This window comes from Streptomyces megasporus (assembly GCF_000718985.1).
GTDB classification, from domain to species: Bacteria; Actinomycetota; Actinomycetes; order Streptomycetales; family Streptomycetaceae; genus Streptomyces; species Streptomyces megasporus.
Genome location: NZ_JODL01000029.1, coordinates 57,673 through 76,985, shown reverse-complemented (window position 1 = coordinate 76,985; position 19,313 = coordinate 57,673). Strand labels below are relative to the sequence as shown.

20 protein-coding genes and 1 pseudogene are annotated in these 19,313 nt (G+C 69.3%); 11 read left to right on the top strand and 10 right to left on the bottom strand.

Features of this window, described 5'->3' with window-relative positions; translation table 11 throughout:
* The first annotated feature begins 1 nt into the window (after position 1).
* The 4 genes from rpsG to IF47_RS0121960 all read left to right on the top strand — a co-directional run bounded on the left by rpsG (position 2) and on the right by IF47_RS0121960 (position 4,834).
* The gene (rpsG, locus tag IF47_RS0121975) at positions 2-472 is read left to right on the top strand and encodes a 30S ribosomal protein S7 (protein WP_031510640.1); all 471 of its coding nucleotides are present in this window, start codon (positions 2-4) and stop codon (positions 470-472) included.
* A gap of 37 nt (positions 473-509) precedes the next feature.
* Complete coding sequence (gene fusA, locus IF47_RS0121970) at positions 510-2,630, top strand: elongation factor G (RefSeq protein ID WP_031510639.1); 2,121 nt, start codon at positions 510-512, stop codon at positions 2,628-2,630.
* Between the two features lie 228 nt (positions 2,631-2,858).
* Positions 2,859-4,052: an elongation factor Tu gene (tuf, locus tag IF47_RS0121965; protein WP_031510638.1), complete on the top strand. Its 1,194-nt coding sequence runs from the start codon at positions 2,859-2,861 to the stop codon at positions 4,050-4,052.
* Between the two features lie 260 nt (positions 4,053-4,312).
* A complete protein-coding gene (locus IF47_RS0121960; protein ID WP_051718058.1) occupies positions 4,313-4,834 on the top strand; it encodes a hypothetical protein in 522 nt (173 codons plus the stop codon).
* Positions 4,835-4,854: 20 nt separating this feature from the next.
* Here the strand turns inward: IF47_RS0121960 and IF47_RS0121955 are convergent, their stop codons facing one another.
* The 10 genes and pseudogenes from IF47_RS0121955 to IF47_RS0121905 all read right to left on the bottom strand — a co-directional run bounded on the left by IF47_RS0121955 (position 4,855) and on the right by IF47_RS0121905 (position 11,600).
* On the bottom strand, positions 4,855-5,154 hold the full coding sequence (locus IF47_RS0121955; RefSeq protein ID WP_031510636.1) for a hypothetical protein: 300 nt from the start codon (positions 5,152-5,154) through the stop codon (positions 4,855-4,857).
* Positions 5,155-5,250: 96 nt separating this feature from the next.
* Positions 5,251-5,484 carry a hypothetical protein gene (locus IF47_RS0121950; RefSeq protein WP_157840018.1) on the bottom strand — a complete coding sequence of 78 codons (234 nt, stop codon included), beginning with the start codon at positions 5,482-5,484 and terminating at the stop codon, positions 5,251-5,253.
* A 1,270-nt stretch (positions 5,485-6,754) separates the two neighbouring features.
* Complete coding sequence (locus tag IF47_RS0121940; RefSeq protein ID WP_051718056.1) at positions 6,755-6,982, bottom strand: VapC50 family PIN domain-containing toxin; 228 nt, start codon at positions 6,980-6,982, stop codon at positions 6,755-6,757.
* Positions 6,983-6,985: 3 nt separating this feature from the next.
* Entirely contained in the window at positions 6,986-7,444 is a 459-nt protein-coding gene (locus IF47_RS0121935) for a helix-turn-helix domain-containing protein (protein WP_031510633.1), read from the bottom strand.
* A gap of 201 nt (positions 7,445-7,645) precedes the next feature.
* Positions 7,646-8,555 (bottom strand): annotated as a pseudogene (locus IF47_RS28090) (helix-turn-helix domain-containing protein).
* A 414-nt stretch (positions 8,556-8,969) separates the two neighbouring features.
* Entirely contained in the window at positions 8,970-9,854 is an 885-nt protein-coding gene (locus IF47_RS0121925; protein WP_051718054.1) for a hypothetical protein, read from the bottom strand.
* A gap of 23 nt (positions 9,855-9,877) precedes the next feature.
* On the bottom strand, positions 9,878-10,462 hold the full coding sequence (locus IF47_RS0121920) for a DUF6932 family protein (protein WP_031510631.1): 585 nt from the start codon (positions 10,460-10,462) through the stop codon (positions 9,878-9,880).
* A gap of 144 nt (positions 10,463-10,606) precedes the next feature.
* Positions 10,607-10,873 carry a type II toxin-antitoxin system RelE family toxin gene (locus tag IF47_RS0121915; RefSeq protein ID WP_031510630.1) on the bottom strand — a complete coding sequence of 89 codons (267 nt, stop codon included), beginning with the start codon at positions 10,871-10,873 and terminating at the stop codon, positions 10,607-10,609.
* Positions 10,870-11,133 (bottom strand): type II toxin-antitoxin system Phd/YefM family antitoxin, encoded by a 264-nt coding sequence (locus tag IF47_RS0121910; RefSeq protein ID WP_051718052.1) that lies wholly within the window; start codon positions 11,131-11,133, stop codon positions 10,870-10,872. Before IF47_RS0121910 ends, IF47_RS0121915 begins: the two co-directional genes overlap by 4 nt.
* Positions 11,130-11,600: an ATP-binding protein gene (locus IF47_RS0121905; RefSeq protein WP_425423633.1), complete on the bottom strand. Its 471-nt coding sequence runs from the start codon at positions 11,598-11,600 to the stop codon at positions 11,130-11,132. The genes IF47_RS0121910 and IF47_RS0121905 overlap by 4 nt, the downstream gene beginning before the upstream one ends.
* A gap of 256 nt (positions 11,601-11,856) precedes the next feature.
* Between IF47_RS0121905 and IF47_RS31260 the strand changes: the two genes are divergently transcribed.
* The 7 genes from IF47_RS31260 to IF47_RS0121870 all read left to right on the top strand — a co-directional run bounded on the left by IF47_RS31260 (position 11,857) and on the right by IF47_RS0121870 (position 19,008).
* On the top strand, positions 11,857-12,795 hold the full coding sequence (locus IF47_RS31260; protein WP_211257247.1) for a hypothetical protein: 939 nt from the start codon (positions 11,857-11,859) through the stop codon (positions 12,793-12,795).
* 122 nt (positions 12,796-12,917) lie between these two features.
* Positions 12,918-13,151, top strand: coding sequence for a hypothetical protein (locus tag IF47_RS0121895; RefSeq protein ID WP_031510626.1), 234 nt, complete (start codon positions 12,918-12,920; stop codon positions 13,149-13,151).
* A gap of 120 nt (positions 13,152-13,271) precedes the next feature.
* The gene (locus IF47_RS28085) at positions 13,272-13,688 is read left to right on the top strand and encodes a hypothetical protein (protein ID WP_051718050.1); all 417 of its coding nucleotides are present in this window, start codon (positions 13,272-13,274) and stop codon (positions 13,686-13,688) included.
* 152 nt (positions 13,689-13,840) lie between these two features.
* The gene (locus IF47_RS0121885) at positions 13,841-14,347 is read left to right on the top strand and encodes a hypothetical protein (RefSeq protein WP_031510624.1); all 507 of its coding nucleotides are present in this window, start codon (positions 13,841-13,843) and stop codon (positions 14,345-14,347) included.
* Positions 14,348-14,771: 424 nt separating this feature from the next.
* Complete coding sequence (locus IF47_RS0121880; RefSeq protein ID WP_031510623.1) at positions 14,772-15,668, top strand: PASTA domain-containing protein; 897 nt, start codon at positions 14,772-14,774, stop codon at positions 15,666-15,668.
* A gap of 138 nt (positions 15,669-15,806) precedes the next feature.
* Entirely contained in the window at positions 15,807-16,223 is a 417-nt protein-coding gene (locus tag IF47_RS0121875; protein WP_031510622.1) for a hypothetical protein, read from the top strand.
* Between the two features lie 214 nt (positions 16,224-16,437).
* Positions 16,438-19,008: an NACHT domain-containing protein gene (locus tag IF47_RS0121870; RefSeq protein ID WP_051718049.1), complete on the top strand. Its 2,571-nt coding sequence runs from the start codon at positions 16,438-16,440 to the stop codon at positions 19,006-19,008.
* Positions 19,009-19,313: the final 305 nt, after the last annotated feature.

The following is a 19,313-nucleotide window of genomic DNA, read 5'->3' as shown; positions in this document are numbered from 1 at the left end:
CATGCCTCGTAAGGGCCCCGCCCCGAAGCGCCCGGTCATCGTCGACCCGGTGTACGGCTCTCCTCTGGTGACCTCCCTCATCAACAAGGTGCTGCTGCACGGCAAGCGCTCCACCGCCGAGCGCATCGTGTACGGCGCCATGGAGGGCCTGCGTGAGAAGACCGGAAACGACCCGGTCATCACGCTCAAGCGCGCGCTCGAGAACGTGAAGCCGACCCTCGAGGTCCGCTCCCGCCGCGTCGGTGGCGCCACCTACCAGGTTCCGGTCGAGGTCCGCCCCGGCCGTTCCTCCACTCTCGCGCTGCGTTGGATCGTGGGCTACGCCCGCGCGCGCCGTGAGAAGACCATGACCGAGCGTCTGATGAACGAGCTGCTCGACGCCTCGAATGGCCTCGGCGCCGCCGTGAAGAAGCGCGAGGACACGCACAAGATGGCCGAGTCCAACAAGGCCTTCGCGCACTACCGCTGGTAGTCGCTTCCCCATCGAAACCGAGAGAAGACTGAGCCTTATGGCTACCACTTCACTTGACCTGGCCAAGGTCCGAAACATCGGGATCATGGCCCACATCGACGCGGGCAAGACGACCACCACCGAGCGGATCCTGTTCTACACCGGCGTGAACTACAAGCTCGGTGAAACCCATGAGGGCTCCGCCACCATGGACTGGATGGACCAGGAGCAGGAGCGCGGCATCACCATCACGTCGGCGGCCACGACCTGTCACTGGTCGCTCGACGACGTCGATCACACCATCAACATCATCGACACCCCGGGCCACGTCGACTTCACCGTCGAGGTGGAGCGCTCGCTGCGCGTGCTCGACGGTGCGGTGACGGTGTTCGACGGGGTGGCCGGTGTCGAGCCGCAGTCCGAGACGGTGTGGCGTCAGGCGGACCGCTACGGCGTTCCGCGTATCTGCTTCGTCAACAAGCTCGACCGCACCGGCGCCGACTTCCTGCGCTGCGTCGGCATGATCGTGGACCGCCTCAGCGCGCAGCCGCTGGTCATGCAGCTCCCGATCGGCGCCGAGGCCGACTTCCAGGGTGTCGTGGACCTGGTCCGCATGAAGGCCCTGCTCTGGTCGGCCGAGACCGCCAAGGGCGAGATGTACGAGGTCGCCGACATCCCGGCCGACATGGTCGAGCTGGCCGAGGAGTGGCGCGGCAAGCTGATCGAGGCCATCGCGGAGAACGACGACGAGGTGATGGAGCTGTACCTGGAGGGCGAGGAGCTCTCCGAGGAGCAGCTTTACGCGGCGATCCGTCGCATCACCATCGACTCGGGCAAGGGCGGCGGCACCACCGTCACCCCGGTGTTCTGCGGTACCGCGTTCAAGAACAAGGGCGTTCAGCCCCTGCTCGACGCGGTCGTGCGCTACCTGCCGTCGCCGCTGGACATCGAGGCGATCGAGGGACAGGCCGTGTCCGACGCCGACGAGGTCATCAAGCGCAAGCCCTCCGACGAGGAGCCGCTCGCCGCGCTCGCCTTCAAGATCGCGACGGACCCGCACCTCGGCAAGCTCACCTTCGTCCGGGTCTACTCGGGCCGCCTGGAGTCCGGCACGCAGGTGCTGAACTCCGTGAAGGGCAAGAAGGAGCGCATCGGCAAGATCTACCGGATGCACGCGAACAAGCGTGAGGAGATCGACAGCGTGGGCGCCGGCGATATCATCGCCGTCATGGGTCTGAAGCAGACCACCACGGGCGAGACCCTCTGCGACGCGTCCTCTCCGGTGATCCTGGAGTCCATGGACTTCCCGGCCCCGGTGATCGAGGTCGCCATCGAGCCGAAGTCCAAGGGCGACCAGGAGAAGCTGGGCGTCGCCATCCAGCGTCTGGCCGAGGAGGACCCGTCCTTCCAGGTCAAGACGAACGAGGAGACCGGGCAGACCATCATCGCCGGCATGGGCGAGCTGCACCTCGACGTGCTGGTCGAGCGGATGAAGCGCGAGTTCAGGGTCGAGGCCAACGTCGGTAAGCCGCAGGTGGCCTACCGCGAGACGCTGCGCAGGACCGTCGAGAAGGTCGACTACACGCACAAGAAGCAGACTGGTGGTTCCGGCCAGTTCGCGAAGGTGCAGATCTCGGTCGAGCCTCTCGAGGGCGACGGCTACGAGTTCGTCAACAAGGTCACCGGTGGTCGTGTCCCGAAGGAGTACATCCCTTCCGTGGACGCGGGTTGCCAGGAGGCCATGGAGTTCGGCGTGCTGGCGGGCTACCCGCTCACCGGCGTGCGTGTGACGCTGCTCGACGGCGCCTACCACGAGGTCGACTCCTCCGAGATGGCGTTCAAGATCGCCGGTTCCATGGCCTTCAAGGAGGCCGCCCGCAAGGCCAGCCCGGCCCTGCTGGAGCCGATGATGGCCGTCGAGGTCACCACGCCCGAGGAGCACATGGGCGACGTGATCGGCGACATCAACTCCCGCCGTGGCCAGATCCAGGCCACCGAGGACCGCGCCGGGGCCAAGGTCGTCAAGGGCCTGGTTCCGCTGTCGGAGATGTTCGGCTACGTCGGCGATCTGCGCAGCAAGACCTCCGGTCGCGCGAGCTACTCGATGCAGTTCGACTCCTACGCCGAGGTTCCCAAGAGCGTCGCCGAGGAGATCGTCGCGAAGGCCAAGGGCGAGTAGCGCACGTTTCGTGGCGCTATCCACCCATTAGGCTGGAGCACAGCAAAGGCATTCGGGGTGTCCCGTCGCCGGACCGACACCGGTCCGGCGGCGGGGGCCCCGGCGCCCCGCCCCAGAAGCGAAACGGTCAAGGGCGTCCCCCTCGGGGTCCTGACCGGTTCGGTACGACCACCTGAACCCCTCCGCGGAGCGCGGGGGAGTACAGCATCAGTCCACAGGAGGACCCCAGTGGCGAAGGCGAAGTTCGAGCGGACTAAGCCGCACGTCAACATCGGCACCATCGGTCACATCGACCACGGTAAGACCACTCTTACCGCGGCGATCACCAAGGTGCTGCACGACGCCTACCCGGACATGAACGAGGCCTCGGCGTTCGAGAACATCGACAAGGCCCCCGAGGAGCGCCAGCGCGGTATCACCATCTCCATCTCGCACGTCGAGTACCAGACGGAGAGCCGCCACTACGCCCACGTCGACTGCCCGGGTCACGCGGACTACATCAAGAACATGATCACCGGTGCTGCCCAGATGGACGGCGCCATCCTCGTGGTCGCCGCCACCGACGGCCCGATGCCGCAGACCAAGGAGCACGTGCTCCTGGCCCGCCAGGTCGGCGTCCCGTACATCGTCGTCGCGCTGAACAAGTCCGACATGGTGGACGACGAGGAGATCATGGAGCTCGTCGAGCTCGAGGTCCGTGAGCTGCTCTCCGAGTACGAGTTCCCGGGTGACGAGGTTCCGGTCGTCCGCGTCTCCGCGCTGAAGGCGCTGGAGGGCGACGAGAAGTGGGCCCAGTCCGTCCTGGACCTCATGAAGGCCGTCGACGAGTCGATCCCGGAGCCCGAGCGCGACGTCGACAAGCCGTTCCTGATGCCGATCGAGGACGTCTTCACCATCACCGGTCGCGGTACGGTCGTCACCGGCCGTATCGAGCGCGGTGTGCTCAAGGTGAACGAGGAAGTCGAGATCATCGGCATCAAGGAAGAGAAGACCAAGACCACGGTCACCGGCATCGAGATGTTCCGGAAGCTGCTGGACGAGGGTCAGGCCGGTGAGAACGTCGGTCTGCTCCTCCGCGGCATCAAGCGCGAGGACGTCGAGCGCGGCCAGGTCATCATCAAGCCGGGTACGGTCACCCCGCACACCGAGTTCGAGGCCACGGCCTACATCCTGTCGAAGGACGAGGGTGGCCGCCACACCCCGTTCTTCAACAACTACCGTCCGCAGTTCTACTTCCGGACCACGGACGTGACCGGTGTCGTCCAGCTGCCCGAGGGCACCGAGATGGTCATGCCGGGCGACAACACCTCCATGACCGTCCAGCTCATCCAGCCGGTCGCCATGGAGGAGGGCCTGAAGTTCGCCATCCGCGAGGGTGGCCGGACCGTCGGCGCCGGCCAGGTCACCAAGATCATCAAGTGACCTGGGCCTTCCCGCCCGAGCGTGGGCGGGAAGGGACGTCGCTCGACAGGCGGCTTGCCGGCTTCGGCCGGTGAAGGGGCTCGCACGATCACGGTCGTGCGGGCCCCTTTCGCATGCCCTTCTTTCGCATGTCCTTCGTACGCCCTTCGCACGTCCGGGGCCGGACGTGCGCACACGGTCCTGTCGGAGCCGGGCACTAGGATCGTCGCAGCGGTCCGAGGCGTGGTGCCGGGGCCGGTTCCGAACGTCCTGGGGGAGACATGCGCAAGACGGTCACCGGCCTGGCCCTGGTCGCGGCGGCGGCCCTGCTGACGGGCTGTGGCAGCGACGGCGGCGCGGACAAGAGCGCCGGGTCCGGCGGGAAGGACGGCGCGGCCGAGGCGTCCGCCCGGCCGTCGGACGGCGGCGGGGAGCGGGACGGGGAGTCGTCGAAGGGGGCGGAGGGCTCCTCGGGGGGTTCGTCCGAGGGCGGCGCCAAGGACGACGAGGTCACGCGCGAGGTGACGCTCGAAGTGGACGGCGAGGGGAAGACGCAGGTCTACTACACCGTCGGCACGAACGCCACCGAGCAGGTCACGCTCCCGTGGAGCAAGACGGTCACGCTCTCCCTGACGGAGGCGGAGCGGAAGGTCGGTGTCCTGGTGTCGGTCGTGCCGGGCTCGGTGATGAACGACAGCGGGGAACTCACGGCCGGGTCGTGCGTCATCAAGGTCGACGGGAAGAAGGTCGACGACAACGGGAACGGCAAGGACATCTCCGGCTGCGAGTACACGGTGAAGTAGCCGACGAAGGAGCCGACTCCTCAGCGCCGCAGGGCGCCGCGCAGGGTGATGCCGTGGCGGGTGCGCAGCCGTCGGGCCTCCCACAGGGAGAGGAGGGCCACCGACGCGGGGGCGCCCAGGAGGAACAGCGCGCGCACCGCGAGCGGAGCGTTCCCGTAGTCGCCGAGGAACAGGTCGGTGATCGCCAACTCCCAGGCCGGCACCGTGCTGAGGATGGGCGGCAGCAGCTCGTGGACGTCGGCGGCCCGCAGGACACGGCCGACGGCCGGCAGCATGCTGCGGAAGGTGAAGCAGATGATCCACACGCCCACGACGATCATCACGAGATGGCCGACTGATGGGGACGGTCATCATGACCACGTCTCCCACCGACCACAGCGGTTCGCTGAAGAACACCCAGCAACCGGCGAAGGCGATCATCGCGCCCAGGGGTCTGAGAGCGCGTCGGGCGTACCGGGCGCGGTGTGGGGGCGGGCCGCCGCGATGAACAGCCCGATCACGAGCGGGAGGGTGATCCCCGGCAGCAGGATGCCCACTGCGAGTTGGTTGAGGCGTTCGCCCAGGAACTCCGTGGTGGAGTCGGCGACTTGGCAGGTGTAGGCGAGCCAGACGGCCAGCACGGCGCCTAGCCAGGTCCGGAGGAGCCGCATCCTCCTCAGCAGCGGGTCCACGATCAGGTCGGAACGCGACGGGGGTGAAGATCCAGCCGCGCGACGCGGAACGGGCCGAGGGGCCCCAGCGGGCCGGGCAGCCGACCGGGACGCGGTATCGGTGCCGGTGCCGGTTGGAGTGGTGTCCCGCCGGGGTTCGGGCCGGGCCGGGCCGTGTTCTGCCAGGTCACCGTCGCGTTCCTCTGTCGGCGTCGTTCACCACGCGAACCGGGAGCATACGGTTTCGGCCATCGGCGGCGGGATCGTATCGGCCGTGATCTTGATGGAGGAACCCGGCCCACGGTCTCCGGGTGACGGGCGATCACGCCGATCTCGTACGGGACGGCGGAGGTCTCCAGGGCCACGACCGCTCCGGTGAGGTGGGGCGCCTCCTCGCGTCAGGCCCGCGGTATGCGGTCCAGGTGATGTCGCCCCGCTCGCAGGAGGTCTCGGAGGCGGTGCGGGCGTGGACGCGCTCGGCGATACCGCGGGCCAGGCACCGCGTCCGATGGGCGTTCCTCAGCACCTTCTCCCGGGCGAGGACGGCGGGGCGCGGGAGGAAGGAGGCGGTTCCGGGAGCGCCGCCGAGGCTCATCCGGGCCTGGAAGAGCCAGTTGCGGGTGCTGGAACGGCCGCCGCCCTCCTGTCCGTTGACGAGGAAGAGGGAGACGAGCCGGTTCCCGTGTGCCGGCGGGCCCGGCCACGGACGACGACACGGGGGAACGCCTCGGGCGACACCGGCATCGGTTTGCTGGGGACCTCTTCCGGGCTTCCAGGAGTTTCACCGTCACGGTGGCGGAGAAGGGGTGCCGGTGCCGGACCCGGCCGGTGTGTTCCGGGTCCTGGGAGGGGCCGGGCTCGTAACGGGCTCAGGAGCGGCGCACCCGCAACTCGTCCACCGAGCCGTCGACGTGGACGGTGAGGCCGAGGGCGGAGGGGTGGAGGTTGGACACGTTGGGCGCGTCGGGGTCGCGGTCGCCTTCCTCGGTGTCCGGGATGGCGGCGACCGGTCCCTCGTCCGGCTCGTCCCTGATCCGCTGCGGTGTGGGCGCGTCGAGGACCGACCGGCCGTCGGCGCCCGAGGACGGGGCGGAGTTGCTTTGCCGACTCGTACCGTCACACCTTGGTGACGGACGCCGACGGCGGGCGGGTTTTCCGGTGCGGAAGGTGGCCGGACGTCCTCCGGCCGCCGGCGGATCACGTCAGGTGGTCCCCTCTCGGCAGCGCCGCGGCTTCCACCCTTGGGCGGGTGGTGGTCGCGGCCGTGCGGTCAGAGCGCACGTAAGGCGGCGGCCGAGGCGACCATGCCGTCTCGCTCCAGGGAGTCGAGCACGTCCTGTACGGTCCCCGGCGGGTTCTTCCACCTGTCCGCGATCCGGCGCACCGCCGCATACATGGCAGCCGGGTCCAGATCGATCTGGTCCTCGATGAAAGCGTCGGGATGCTTGGCCTCCACATCCCATGCGGACAGGGCGTCGTACAGGGCAACGAAGGCCATGCTTCAGATCAATCCCATCTCTTGGCCCAGTTGGGTGAGCTCTTCCGCGGCTTGACGGCGGCGTTCGTCGTCCCTCCGCTTGTAGTCCATCAGGGAGGACGCCGGGATCCTCCGGTGTTTGCCGACCTTGCGGTACTCGATCTCTCCGGCTTGTAGGAGTCCGATGAGGAAGGGGCGTGAGACGTTGAGCAGGTCGGCTGCTTGTTGGGTGGTGAGTTCCGCGTTCTGCGGAACGATGGAGACGCTGCGGCCGGCCGCCAGATGAGCGAGTGTGGTGGCCAGTAGCTCGACCGCTTCTCGCGGCAGTGTGAGCGGCTCGGTCCCTTCCCCTTCGACCGTGACGTCGATTTTCGGTACGTCCCGGTGCCTCTCCAGGTAGCTGCGGACCCGGGTGAGGGCTCGGTTGGCTGTTTCCGTCTCCTCCGGGGGGAGGCGGACGGGGCGAATGTCTGTCTTGCCCATATGTGGCTCCCTCGGGTGTGGGTGTATGCCGACAGGGGCCTTCTTCGACACTCTTCCATTATTCGCAGCATCCGAAACAGTCGCAACAAACGAATGGCCTGATCGTGCCCTGTGTATGTCAGGCCACCAGGAAAAACGGCCTGATGGCTGCCTCTCCGCGCACTGTTGTGCGAGGCGTGCCGGGCCGCCGGTCGGTGGCGGTCACGCGGCCAGGGATGGTGGGGCGGCGGTGGCGGCCGCGCGGCAGTCGCGGCAGAGACCGGGGGAGGGGGCGCGGAAGGCGCGGTCGCAGCCGTCGCAGTTGCGCAGCGGGTCGGGGCGTGGGGGTGGGGGCACGGCCGGTGAGAGGGCCGGGAGCGGTGGGGGCAGGAGTGCGGTGAGGCGGTGGGCGAGTAGGGCGGCGGGCCGGCGCAGGGGCTCGGCGGGCAGGTCGGCGGTGAGGGTGCGGCGGACGGCGTCGGGTGCGGCGCCGCGTTCCAGCCAGGCCACCACGGCGGGCGCGAGGCGTCGTACGTCGCGCTCGGAGAGCAGGAGGCGGGGATCCGTCGCGGCGCAGCTCGACGAGGAGTGCGGTGGCGGCCCGCTCGCGGACGGGGTTGCCGGTGGTGCGCGGTTCCGGCAGCGGCGACGGTTCCGGCGACGGCAGCGGTGGCGGTGGCGGCGGCGGCACGGGCGCGGGTGTGGGTGTGGGTAGGGGCGTGGGTGCGGCGGGCCGGGCCGGGGCGGGCTCGGGTGCCGGCCGTGGGGTGCTCGCCCGCGCCGTCGGGTGGTTGTACGACACGGTGCGCGTGACGACCCGGCCGTCCGGCAGCCGCACCCGCGTCCGCTCCAGGTAGCCGTGCGCCTCCAGTTCGCGCAGGGCGGCGGCGATGCGCGTCTCGCCCTCGGGGAAGCGGGCGGCGAGGGTGCGGATGTCCACCCGCGCGCCCTGGGGGAGGGACTGGATGTGGACGGCGAGCCCGATCGCGGTCAGGGACAGCTCGCCGTGCTGGGCGAGGTGGTTGCCGACGACGGTGAAGCGCTCGGTGTGCCGGACGGTGACGTGGACGACGCCGCTTCGCGGAGCGGCGGTCGGGGGGCGCGAGGGCGCGCTAGGCTTCGGTTCAGCCATCGGGAAGGGCCTTCTTCCTCGGTGGTCAGGCCCTCGTCCGGGATGTCCGTCCTGGTCGGGGGCCGTCGCATGTGCGTGGTTGTGGTGGTGTTTCCGCGCTGAGCCTATGCCCGGCAACTGGCCTGTGCGCCGGCCCGATTGGCCCATCTCACCCGTACGGGTGATGAGGGAGCGGTTGGGTTGGGTGGGGTTCTTTCCCGATTCCTTTGAAGCTTCTGACGCCGTGCCGCGCCGCGTCGTCCCGCACCGACTCGCGGCGGGACGCGAGCCGGTGCGGGATGCCGCGGCACGGTCGGGTGCGCCGGTATGACCCGGCCGAGGATCTCCACCACCGAGGGCGATGACTCGGTGCCGACGCTGCCGTTGCCGGCCCGTCCCGGCGGGGTGTTCCTACTGCTCCGAGGCGGGGTGTTCCTACTGCTCCGAGGTGAGAGGAAGTTCTTCTGCCACGGTTCCCAGGTAGTGGTACTCCGAGGTTCGGGTGCGGCCCACCGCGTCCAGTTTCCGCCGGAAACACACTCTCAGGTGGACGTTGTCGCCGAGGGCGAGCCTCATGTTCATCAACGGCTCCGGGGCGATCCTCACCTCATAGGCCGGTGCGTTGTGTGCCTGGCCGCTCTTCACCTTCACCACGCCGCTGCCTCGGAGTTCGGTCACATGACCGGAGATGACGATCTCCTGGTCCTCGTCCCTGGTCTTCTGAAGCCGCTTGGTGTACTCGATGCCACGTCGGGTCAGGCCGGCCCGCCGGATCCCACCGTCGGCGGCGTACCACGTCAGTCCGAGGTCCAGCCTGAAACGCTCAAGTGACCTGACAAGAGACTCCACCGAGTCGAACAGCCCGGCCCACTCCCGTACGTCCCTCTCCTCCTCCAAGGCGGTGAGGAGGCGGGTGAACCTCCGGACCCCCTGGTCGGCCGCCGACGCCACGACGGCACCGAGTGTGTCGGGATCGGAGCCGGGGCGGGCAGCGGCCACAGGACGTGCGTGGACGACCGTGCTGCCCTGTGAGATCCCGGTCAACTCAAGCTCGACAGGAGTACCCGCTGCCTTCGAGACGGCTTTCTCCAAGGGGTCCAACAAGGCGTCTCCCCACTGGAACCGCAGAGCCCCGGCTTCGGTCTCGGGGCCGGTGAGCCGCAGCCTCAGCTCCTCCTGGAGACCGGCCGAAGGATCGATCTCTCGCAGGGCCGCCAGCCGACCGGCACGGTGGTCCGCCTCGATCTCAAGGTCGTCACGGTCATCGGTGCCGAGCTCGTCCAGCAATCGTTCCCTGTCCTCGGAGTACCTCTCGCGCATGCGCCGGCGCCAACTGCTCTCGTTCACAGCCGCACCTCCACATAGCCGCGCGCGGGCACGGCACTCGTCCGGGACGGAGCCGGGTCGGAACCATCAGGAAGTCGACAGCGCTGCCACCAGTCGTCCCAGATGCCTCGCTCCATGAAGTACTTCCGATCCTCTTCCGCGATTCTGTTCAGTCGGAAGACATGGGCAACGGGACGATATCCCACCCGTACGGGAGCGACACCGAAGTTCCGTTGGACTTGGTCCCTGCTCTTGAAGGCATTGGTGAGCCATTTGGAGCCACGATTCCCCCGGATCTCCTTCTCGGCATGCTCGTCGATCAGCAGGGTCGCGTCCACGTTGCGCGGGTCGGGTTTCGTGCTGACGAAGCTGCCTCCGAGCCAGACTCTGTGCACCAGTGACCGCCCCTCCAGGAGGTCCGCGTGCTCGTCCTCCAACGCGACGAAGCGATACAGGTAATCCTGGAGTCCGTTCCACAGGCTCCGGCGGGTGGCGGAGTCCTGAAAGATCGGGGCGCTCACCAGCAATGTCTCCGCTTCCTCCATGGTGACCGAATAACGGCCCGGAGGCAGGAAGCCTCTCGTGTCGAAACGCGGCAGCATCGGCTCCCTCGTCGTGTGTCGTGTCGGTTGCCGGGAAGCTCACAGCGGTGGTCTTACCTCTGCTTGAGGGACAGGGGTGTTCCCATGCTTTCCGGTCATGGTGCCCGGGGCGGGGCCGGGTGGATAGAGGGCACAGGCAGGCGGTCAGCCGCAGCGGTGGACCTCGTCGCGGCGTCTGATGTGGACGACGTGCACCTGTCGGCGACGGTCGTGGACGGTGTAGACGACGCGGTGGTCGCCCACGGGCAGTCGCCGTTCGCTCTCGAACGAGCCGGGCAGGGCGGTGGTGTCCGGCGCGTAGGGGTCCGCGAGCAGGTCGGTGAGCTTGCTCAGGATGCGCAGGGCCTGCTCCCGGTCGGTGGCCCGGAGGCGGTCGCGGGCGCCGGTGGTGAGGCGGACGTCGTACGTCACCGGGTGCGCTCCAGCGTCTCGCGCAGCACCTCGTCGAGGCCGTGGGTGCGTTCGTGGAGGGCGTCCAGGACGGCGCGGCGGTCGGCCTCGTCCTCCAGGAGACGGAGCCGGCGGAGGGCGCCGGCGGGGACGACGGCGGCGACTTCCTTTCCGTGGCGGGTGATCACGGTGGTCTCGCCGCGCAGTGCGCGGTCGATCAGGTCGCCGAGGCGGGAGCGGGCGGTACGGGCGGTTTCGCTGATCACTTCGGGGCTGATCACTTCGGGCAGGTCCATCGGAGTGCGAGGTCGAGTTCGGCCCAGACGGTCTTGCGGGGTGTCGGCCCGGCCTCCACGCCCCAGCGGTCGGCCAGCGCCTCCACCAGCAGCAGTCCGCGTCCGCCCTCGGCGTCGTCGGGCACCGGCGGCCGGGGGACGACAGGGAGACGGTCGCCGCGCGCGTCGGCCACCTCGATGCGGAGGGTGGCGCCGGTGACGCGCAGCCCGAGCCGGAAGTCCCGGCCGAGCACGCGGCCGTGGCGGACGGCGTTGTTGGCCAGTTCGGCGACGATCTGCGCGGCCGTCTCGGTGGGCAGCCCCCAGTGGGCCAGGTGCGCGACGGTGAGGAGCCGGGCCAGCCGGGCGCCCCGGCGAGTGGGGGAGAGGAGCACGGCGAACTCGCGGGTGGGCGCCGGGTTCTGGAGTCGGATGATGTCTGGGCTCACGTCACCCAGCGTGGTCGTCCGCATCCGCTTCCGGCCAGTGGTGACATGCGGGCAGCGGAGGGTTGTCGAGCCACGTCCCCACCGGTGCGGCCCTGTGCGGCGTGACGGCCGCCGAGCCCGCATGGCCGAATCCCACGAGGCTGTCGGAACCGACCGCCGGCGTGGCGCGGACCGGCAACTTCCCTGCGAAGGAGGGTTCTCGTGGGGGAAAGCAAGAGGGTGCCGGACATATCGACGGCGGACCTGAAGGCGTCCGCGCCGACGTTCCACACCCAGAGCGATGCGACGGGACGTACGAGTGATGGGCAACTTCTTCGTGACGGGGGAGCTGCGCGCCGACCGGCTCGCAGCCGCTCTTGCCGAGATCTTCCGGGTGGTTCCGGGGGACGTCGAGGTGGTCGATACGGAGACGACGGACCCGGAGGGGCGGAACTGGGACGCTCTCGTCTTCTGCGAGTACGAGGTGGCCTTGGGGCAGGTCTCGTGGGCCTTGGACGTCTACGCCCAGGACACGGTGACCGAACAACCCGGTGAGGCGGAATTGGCACGCCGGTTGGCGGCGGAGTTGCGGTGTGTGGTGCTCCATCCGGCAGCCGAGGCACCCCCCAGCGCCTACTGGCTGGTGACACCGGACGGCCGCGCCACCCGTGCCAGGCTGTACGCATCGGACGACGACGAGCCCGTCCACAGCATCGACGCGGTGGAAGATCCCGTCCCTCAACTTCCCGATGTCCGTGTCGCATTGATGCGGGAGGTCATCAGGGAACAATCCGTCCCGACCCCGGTCTCCGACGTGTTCTTCCACGCCGTCGAGGAACGGGCGAAGGGGTGGGCGGAGGAGAGCGGTGAAGCGGTTCCGCTCGATCCGGGGCCCGGCAGTCCCCTCTGGTACGCGGGGAACGCGCTGGGAGCGTGGGAGAAGAGCGTGCACCGCGTCGAGAACGACTGGCGGCCCGGTGGCCGCTACCCGGCGGACATGTACGTCGAGGACCTTCGGGCACGGGACCGGATCGCCGAACTGTCGGACGCGCTCCCCGAGGAGTTCCGCGACCTCCTCCGGGAGTCGGTGGACGGCCTGGACGAGCGCTTCGGGAAAGCGACACGAGACGATGGAGGAAGTGCTCTGGGAGCGGTGCTCGGTGTCTCGCGCATCGCCATGGTGGACAAGGGCTGGTGGTGGCACCGTCGCCCGGCGCGACTCCCCTGGGAAGGGCTGTGATGCCCGACGAGCCCACCGGACAGGGCTTTGAAACGGTGGACAGCTTGTCGAACGCCTGACGCCCGGTCCGTGATGAGGGTGCCGCAGCACAAGCAAGAGGTTTTGAAATCGGATGGTGGCAGTTGGCTGTACTTGTTTACTTCGACAAGCTGTCCGAGGAGGGCACCAGCGTCCGTTACGTGTTCGGAGAGGACTTCGAGGAGATGACCCGCTGCTTGACGATCGACAAGGAGACCCGCAGGTCGAGTCCGGACGATCAGAACGTCGACCACCTCTTCCTCAAGGCGTTTTGGAAGATCAGCTCCATCCACGACGAGTCCGGTGTATGGCCCGAGCGCGGCATGAGCGCCAGTTGAGGGGAGACTCTTGGGTGTGCCGTCCGCAGGGGAACAGGGGGAGATGGTCCTTCCGGTTCCCCGGAGGTTGGCTCGAGAGCACCCCCTGTTCGGCACGGCGGGAAACGGGTGGGACGCCTGGTGAAGATTCTCGGCTTCCATGAAGAATTCTGGCCGGCTGGTGCGGGGACTCCTGACGGATCGATCCGGGAATTCCTGGCGGACGGTCCGGGAGTTCTGGAAGAGGAATCCGCCGACTATCTGGGGAGAGGGCACGAGATCTTCGCCTCCATGGGGGTCACCGAAGACGTCCTCGGTTCCGGTGAAAACATCCTGGGAGGCGGCTCCGTCTACACCGATGGCGAGTGGATCTGGCGGGGAGATCTCGGGTTCTACCTGCTCAGATACCACCTGCGTCTGCCGGAGGACTTCGTGGAGAAAGTCAGGACGGCGACGAGCGACACCCTCGCGGTCGAGAACGGAAGGCTCGTGGAGCTGACCCACGAGGTCATGCGCGTCCTCGGCAGCCCCCGGCGGGAGGCTCCGCTTCATCCATGAAGAAGCCGGGCTTGGTCTCGAAGCGCGCGATGAAACCGGTGCCGTGGTGCTTGACGTTCCGGGCATGTGCGATCTTGGGGGAGACCACAGGTCGAGTGATCACTTGGGGCATCATGTCACCCGAGGACCGAATGGGACGTGCGAGGTGATCCTTGAGCAGGTTGTTGGACGCTTTCGAGACCACAGTTGTTCCAAGTTACCGAATATTTGGGCTGGTTGACACAACCGTCGACACATATTCGCCGAATGCGGACTATTCGAGGTGGCTGGTTTCCGCCCCCGGCATGGTGTATCTACAGGTGCCGCCCCAGGTGATCCGGGCGTTCGTACGGTTGGAGAGTTGGTCCACAACCCCTCCGAAGAACACCGATCAGTGGTCTGGCACGGAGGAGGTGGAAGTAGAGCTTCCCGGGGGAGAACTCGGCCTGGAGACCATCGATGACGGAAGGGAGGACACTCCCCTGATCCTGCCCTCGCCCGGCCTGTACAGGATGCGGTGGCACTGGATATTCAACCCCGAGAGGGGGCCCTTCACCTCTCCGTTGGCGGGGGGCCGGAGTGTTCTGCCGACAACGCAGGGCCATGAGGAGGAATTGAACGGAAGAGATCAATACTGCCTGGTCCGCATCTGGCGCACGGCCAGACTGGAGGGTGTGTGAAAGCGTCCCCGCGGGGGTGGTGCGGGGTCACGTGATCATGGGCGGCCGACGCCTGCGGTCTCCTGGCGGTCGTCGTGGGGGTGTGGGCCGGCGTTCTGTGAGTTCGTTCACGCGGCGCGGTAACGGTCGGCCGGCGATGAATCGATCTCCTCGCCGCCGTGACCTCGCGGTCATGCTCCGCCCGTCCTGTCGCGCGCGATATTCGATCTTGGTGATGGCCGTGGCGGGGAAGCCGGTGCCGAGTATCGCGCACTCCGGGTGGTTCCGGCCGGGTTAGGATTTTTCACACGAACGGCACTGCCAGGGGGGCGGGATGACGGAGTTTCACGCTGCGCGGAACATATCGCAAAGGCAGCGAATACAAGATCGATTGGCGGCCCGGAACCCGTTGGGGAGGGGAAAGCGGGCAGCGGGTCGCACCGCGATGCGCGGAAGGCTCGTCACCCTCGGTGTACTGAGCACCTTCCTGCTCGGGGCCTGTTCGGGAAGCGGCGCCGAGGCGGAACCGAAAGAGACCGTCACCGTCACCGCGACCGCCACCGCCACGGTGACGGCGAAGCCGGAGGACATCACTTCCCAGAAGGGGGTGTCCCTCAAGGAGGCGCAGGAGGCCGCCGAGGCCGCCGGTTACGCCGTCTCCTCCCACAATGCCAACAAGGGCGACGCCCGGCCTTCCGGGAGCTGGACGGTGTGCTTCGAGACCATCGGTTACGGCACCGTCGACTACGGAGCCGTCGAAGAAGGCGCTCTCTGCCCGAAGAAGGACGGCGACCCGCTCGCCTGGCCCACGGTCCCCGACGTCGTCGGGTCGACCTACGCCAAGGCCGTCAAGGCGCTGACCAAGACGGGTCTGGACGAGGAGAACATCGGCGTCGACTCGGCCTACAAGGACGTGTCCCTCTCCGCCGCCGACGTGGAGAGCGACGCGGACGACCACACCGTCTGCTTCCAGTCCCCCGCGGCCGGCAAGGAAGCCAAGCCCGACACCGAGGCGACGCTGACCCTGGTCGAGGGCGGCTCCTGCCCGGCCGGGAAGGGCACCTACCAGGACAAGAAGAACGACCCCAACCACACCCCGCCCCCGGCTCCGCGGCGCGACAGCGGCTCCGGCGGCTCCGGAAGTTCCGGTGGCTCCGGCGGCGGCTCCGACAACGCGGCCGGGTGGAACGGTCAGTGCGAGCTGATGTCCCCGGCGGGCAACTGCTACCGGGCCGGCCAGTTCTGCGCCAACAAGCACGTCGGCATGCGGACGCACGACGCCAACGGCCGCATCATCCACTGCAAGGTCCGCAGCGACGGGCAGCGCTGGAACTACCACTGATCCCACGGGAGTTCACCCCGCTCCTCGGATGGGGAGCAACCAGGAAACGTGCTCGGCGGTCTCCCTCGGGAGGCCGTCGAGCACGTCTCGTCGCACGTCGCACGTCGCACGGGGGACGACGGAGATACGGAGGACACCATGGAAACGATCGCGGCCGATCTTCTGGTGGCCCTGGCCAGCGGCACGGCGGGCGCGGCGGGGCAGCACGCCTGGACGTCGCTGCGTGACCTCGTGCGCCGCCGCACCGCGCCGGAGGCGGCACCCGACGCGCCCGACGCCCCCGAGGACGTCCCGTCGGGGGAGGAGGAGTTCGCGGCCCTGGAGGAGCGGGCCGAGAGCGAGGAGCGCGCCCGTGCGCTCGCCCGCGCGCTGGCGCTCCGCGCCGCGCACGACGACGCCTTCCGCGCGGACCTCGCGGCCTGGCGGAGCACGGCGGGGGAGGCTGTGGCGGGAACCGGTGCGGGAGACGTCCACAACGAGATCACGGGCGGCACGCAGGGCACCGTCGTCATGGGGCGGGACTTCCACGGCCCCATCACCTTCAACCAGCCGTGACACGGCGGCGACAGCCCGGCCGGCCCGTGGCATTCTGAGGTGGGAGCAGCGGTCCGCCTCCCCGTGCCGGCCCGTCCGGGCGGTCGCCCGAGCCGGACGCCGGGGCGCCCGAGCCGGACGCCGGAGCGGGGGAGACGAACGCGACGCCGGTGTGACGGGGGTGTGCCAGGTGGGGCTTTCCTGTAGGCCGCGGCGGAAGGCCGGCTGAGCGGCCATGTCGGAGCGGGAGGGGCGGGCGGAGCGGGCACAGGGCGATGTGCGCAACGTGTTCTCCGGCGGCAACGCGACATATGTGATCCAGGGCCGGGACTTCGGCGCCGTCCATCTGCACCTGCCGCCGCCTCGGACGGCACAGGACCGCGCCGCCGCCGAGTTGGCGCGCGTGGTGCTCGCCCAGTGGCGGGACGAGGCCGGAGCCCTGGGCCTGACGGGAAGCGCCAGGCTCGCGGTGGGCTGGCAGGCCGACTGGACGGTCGCCGACCACCGCGAGCACGTCGGCGCCGACATCACCGGCAGCACCGCGGGCCTCGCCGAACTCGCCGCCGCCTTCCGGGCCCTGCCCGCCCAGCGCCTGGTGATCATCGGCGCTCCCGGCTCGGGCAAGACGTCCCTGGCGATCCTGCTCACACTGGAGTTGCTGAGCCTGCGGGACGAGACGCGGCCCGTCCCCGTCCCCGTGCCGCTGCTGGTGTCGTCCTGGAACGCGGGCAAGGAACACTTCGACGTCTGGCTCGCGCGCCGCGTCCACGAGGAGTACGCCGGGCTGACCAGGGACCTGAACCGGTCCCGCATCCGCGAACTGGTCCGCGACCGGCGGGTGCTGCCCGTCCTCGACGGCCTGGACGAACTGCCGCGTCCGCTCCGGTCGGCGGCGCTGGCCGGGCTCAACAGGGCGGGCGCCGACGGCATGCCGCTGATCCTCACCTCCCGCGCGGCGGAGTACACCGAACTCGTCGAGGAAGAGGCCGTGTTACAGGCGGCGGCCGTGATCAGGGCACGGCCCGTGGCGGGGGCCGCGGCGGCGGAGTACCTGCGCGGCTCCGCACACCCGCGCCGCCTCCGGCAGTGGCAGGCGCTCCTCGACCACCTCGCGCACCACCCCGAGGCCACGGCGGCCCGAGCCCTCTCGTCCCCGCTGATGCTGTGGCTGGCCCGCACGGTGTACGCCCGTCCGGACGCCGACCCCGGCGAACTCGCCGACGAGTCCCGCTTCCCCGACGTGGCGGCGGCCGAACGGCATCTGCTCGACTCCATCGTCCCCGCCGCGTTCCCCACCGGCCCGGCCTCGCCCCACCAGCCCCACCCGGTGCGCGACTGGGGGCACGCGCGGGCGCGGCGCGCCCTCGGCTTCCTCGCGACCCATCTCACCACGTTGAAGACGAAGGACCTCGCCTGGTGGGAGCTGCACCGCGCGAAGCCGCCGACGGCCTTCAAGGCGCCGGTCCTGGTGGCCGGCTACTACCTGCTGATGGCGGGCTCCTCGTGGTTCCAGGACTGGATCGTCGGAGGCAATCCGTATCTGGCCTTCCAAGTGGCCGCGGGAGCCCTTGTCTCCATGTTGATGGGGTGCATGGGCGGCATACTCCTGATGCTCTCGCAGGCGCGGAAAGGGACTCTGCCCCGCCGGCCCGCCGGGCTCGGCCGGCACCGCTCCCGCCTTTCGAGCCTGTTCTGGCTCCTGGTGTGCCTGACGCCCATCGCCCTCCTCCTGAGCCGGGACGAACCGCTCCTGGCGCTGGGCTTCACCGTCCCGGCGCTGCTCATGCTGGTCGTCGGCGCGCCCGCCGACACCGCGCAGGCCATCGGGCCGAGGGCCCTGCTGAACGGCGAACGGGCCGGCACGGTGCTGATGCTGCTGGGCGTCGCGCCCGTGATCGGGGCCATCGGCACCCTGTACGCCGTCCAGGTGCCCAACCACGCCGTGCTGCTGGGCAGTTGGGTCTCCGGAACCGTGGGCGCGGCGGCGGTGATCGTGACGCTCAGCCCCTGGGCGCAGTGGCTGCTGGCGAAGGCGACGCTCGCGAGCCTGGGAAGGCTGCCGTGGTCGACCATGGCGTTCCTGGAGGACGCGCGGCGGGTGGGCCTGCTGCGGCAGGTCGGCGGCGTCTACCGGTTCCGCCACGCCCAACTCCAGAAACACCTCACGGTCGGCCGGCGCGGTGGCGCTCGGATGCTCCGTCGGCGACGCGCCGCCACTCGCCCGCCCTGGCCGGTCCGTCCGCTTCCCCCGGTGAGCCGCACCCCACGGTCCGTGCGCATCCCCGGCTATGTCGGGCTCCGGCACCCCAGGGGGCAGCCGGCCGTCTACGTGATGATGTGGACGTTGGCCCTGGTATGGGCCGGCAACATCACCATCGGGGACGGTTGGCACGATCCCGGCGCCCGGCAGACCGTGGGCTTCTTCGTGGCGCTGCCACTCGTCCTCGACCTGCTGATCCCACCGCTCACCTGGCGCAGGGCCGAGCTGTGTCTGGACGACGACGGCATCGAGTTCGCGTTGGGCAAGCGCACGACACGCTTCGAGTGGCGGGACGTCGCGGAGGTCGCGGCGCGGCCGTACGAACCGCCGTTGGAGAGGAACGACGGCACCGTCATGCTCCACCTGCGGCCGAGCCCCGAGAGCGCTCCGGGGCCGCGCATCCGTGTCAACAGCACGGGCTGGATCGCCCTGTGGCCGCTCGACAGTCCCACCGGGGATCCGGACGACACGGTGGTCCCGCCCGAGCTGCACGACGCGCTCGTTCGCTTCGCGGGCGAGCGGTGGCGTCCCCCGGCGGGGACGTGACGGACCGCCGCGCCCCGATGGGCGGCCGGCGGCGTCGCTCTTGCCCCACCCGCGGCGCATCGCCCGATTCGGACGGTTGACCTCGACGGCTTGCACACCGGCCGCCCGCAGAGCGCGGACCGGGCCGACGCCGGCCTGGCACGGGTCCACGAGGGTGGTGTATGTCACGCCGTCGACGCTCGGCTCTCTCCTCGCAGGCGGCCTCGCACATCATCGCGCGTGGAGGGGCCTCGGGGCGCCCAGCGTGATCCTGCTCTTTCGAAGCGCGAAAATCTACCGTCGCCACGGTAGACATCCGGAGGCGT

Coding starts and splice junctions, on each gene's coding strand:
- rpsG (WP_031510640.1), top strand. CDS start 2: ATGCCTCGTAAGGGCCCCGCCCCGAAGCGCCCGGTCATCGTCGACCCG.
- fusA (WP_031510639.1), top strand. CDS start 510: ATGGCTACCACTTCACTTGACCTGGCCAAGGTCCGAAACATCGGGATC.
- IF47_RS0121960 (WP_051718058.1), top strand. CDS start 4,313: ATGCGCAAGACGGTCACCGGCCTGGCCCTGGTCGCGGCGGCGGCCCTG.
- IF47_RS0121955 (WP_031510636.1), bottom strand. CDS start 5,154: ATGATCGTCGTGGGCGTGTGGATCATCTGCTTCACCTTCCGCAGCATG.
- IF47_RS0121950 (WP_157840018.1), bottom strand. CDS start 5,484: ATGCGGCTCCTCCGGACCTGGCTAGGCGCCGTGCTGGCCGTCTGGCTC.
- IF47_RS0121940 (WP_051718056.1), bottom strand. CDS start 6,982: ATGGCCTTCGTTGCCCTGTACGACGCCCTGTCCGCATGGGATGTGGAG.
- IF47_RS0121935 (WP_031510633.1), bottom strand. CDS start 7,444: ATGGGCAAGACAGACATTCGCCCCGTCCGCCTCCCCCCGGAGGAGACG.
- IF47_RS0121925 (WP_051718054.1), bottom strand. CDS start 9,854: ATGCGCGAGAGGTACTCCGAGGACAGGGAACGATTGCTGGACGAGCTC.
- IF47_RS0121920 (WP_031510631.1), bottom strand. CDS start 10,462: ATGCTGCCGCGTTTCGACACGAGAGGCTTCCTGCCTCCGGGCCGTTAT.
- IF47_RS0121905 (WP_425423633.1), bottom strand. CDS start 11,600: ATGCGGACGACCACGCTGGGTGACGTGAGCCCAGACATCATCCGACTC.
- IF47_RS31260 (WP_211257247.1), top strand. CDS start 11,857: ATGCGACGGGACGTACGAGTGATGGGCAACTTCTTCGTGACGGGGGAG.
- IF47_RS0121880 (WP_031510623.1), top strand. CDS start 14,772: ATGCGCGGAAGGCTCGTCACCCTCGGTGTACTGAGCACCTTCCTGCTC.
- IF47_RS0121875 (WP_031510622.1), top strand. CDS start 15,807: ATGGAAACGATCGCGGCCGATCTTCTGGTGGCCCTGGCCAGCGGCACG.
- IF47_RS0121870 (WP_051718049.1), top strand. CDS start 16,438: ATGTCGGAGCGGGAGGGGCGGGCGGAGCGGGCACAGGGCGATGTGCGC.